Origin of the sequence: Nitrosomonas supralitoralis (genome assembly GCF_003011925.2) — a bacterium.
In the GTDB taxonomy this organism is placed as follows: Bacteria; Pseudomonadota; Gammaproteobacteria; order Burkholderiales; family Nitrosomonadaceae; genus Nitrosomonas; species Nitrosomonas supralitoralis.
Map to the genome: position 1 here is coordinate 1 of NZ_PXXU01000156.1, position 1,318 is coordinate 1,318.

A 1,318-nucleotide genomic window follows, 5' to 3' on the forward strand; every position below is an offset into this window, starting at 1 on the left:
CAAACCTTCGGGAGTCCCCCGGCTGAGCCGGGGGTTTACCTGTTATTAATTACAGCCAGCACACCTAATAACGACTCCCTAACTTTCCTACTACAAGTCTACTGTAACGGTAATCTCCCCTTTTTATTGGGAGCTTACAGTAGAGAGTTTTAGTTTAAAACCTTCTGCCAGCTTCATCGCTGGTGTAATACCTCCGAGTGCCATATTCGGACGTTCATTATTGTAAATCCACAACCATAGTGTCGCGGTAAGTTCCGCCTCCTCAATGGTTGCAAATTCATTAGTTATATATTGTTAGATATCGCACAGAGAATTTATCTTAATGCTGAGACAATAAATCATTTACTCTCTTCGGGAGCTTCCTATGTACTTAGATGAAAATGATTGCACTGATAAGAAATCTAACCCTTCATTTTTTATTTTATATTTATCGTTAGTCTTATGTAGCGTACTTATTATAGGAACGACCTGGACTCTAATTGATCCAGACTTGACTCAACTTAAGCAATTTTTTGATACGTTTTAAGTTTCAGCAGCGAAATAACAAACAAAATAATTAGTATTGCAACATTTCTTATAGCGGTTAAATCGAGCATGCTATGGTTGTAAATTAAAACGAATAAATCTTTAATATAGCCTTTCCAAGCCATCTAATATTCCTCGTGGAAATAGTGTTCATATTTAATGCTTATTGGGAGGATTACCTTCCATTCATTCGTAAATTTATTACTATGAGGCTATATGCTTAAGAAGGTCCAGATTATTGAAAAGTCTTCAGGTCGTGTAAAAATTCAATTCTCGTTTAACTTGGCAGATGATGTTTTTAAACAAGAGGACTATATTACAGATGCTTGGAATAAAGCAATAGTGAATGGAGTTGTGAATGCTGATCAGCAAGAAAATTATAAAATTGAGATTTTTGAAAATACCCCAACGAATAAATAAAACTTGTTAAGACACTTGTTGAATCAGGTAATAAGATGTTTCATCAATTAGCAAGTTGCCTAGACTGTTTTAGATGAATTAGTCTGAGATGATGATGATTTTGGATTTTTGGAATTTATTTGAATATACACGGATACTCAAATGAACCGGAACATTTTCTCAACCCCTAATCCCATACCTGACCCTATTCCTGATCAATTCAACTCCCACATATTCTTTGACATCTGGATCCCATACCCGAACCCGGTCCAGAAGAAGAATGAAAGAAGATTAAGCATAAATATAATTTTCTCGAAAAACTGGATTGAATTATGCAGTCATATGGAATAAATTTATATTTATTTTTTTAGCTTTCGGATATTAAATAATTTAA

General features: G+C 34.4%; 1 protein-coding gene. It reads left to right on the forward strand.

All coding sequences use genetic code 11. The features are described 5' to 3' along the window. Nucleotides 1–741: 741 nt before the first annotated feature. The gene (locus C7H79_RS17155) at nt 742–945 is read left to right on the forward strand and encodes a hypothetical protein (protein ID WP_106708433.1); all 204 of its coding nucleotides are present in this window, start codon (nt 742–744) and stop codon (nt 943–945) included. The last annotated feature ends 373 nt before the right edge of the window (nt 946–1,318 follow it).

What these genes read in the sequence shown, in the direction of transcription:
- C7H79_RS17155 (WP_106708433.1), top strand. Translation starts at nt 742, where the DNA reads ATGCTTAAGAAGGTCCAGATTATTGAAAAGTCTTCAGGTCGTGTAAAA.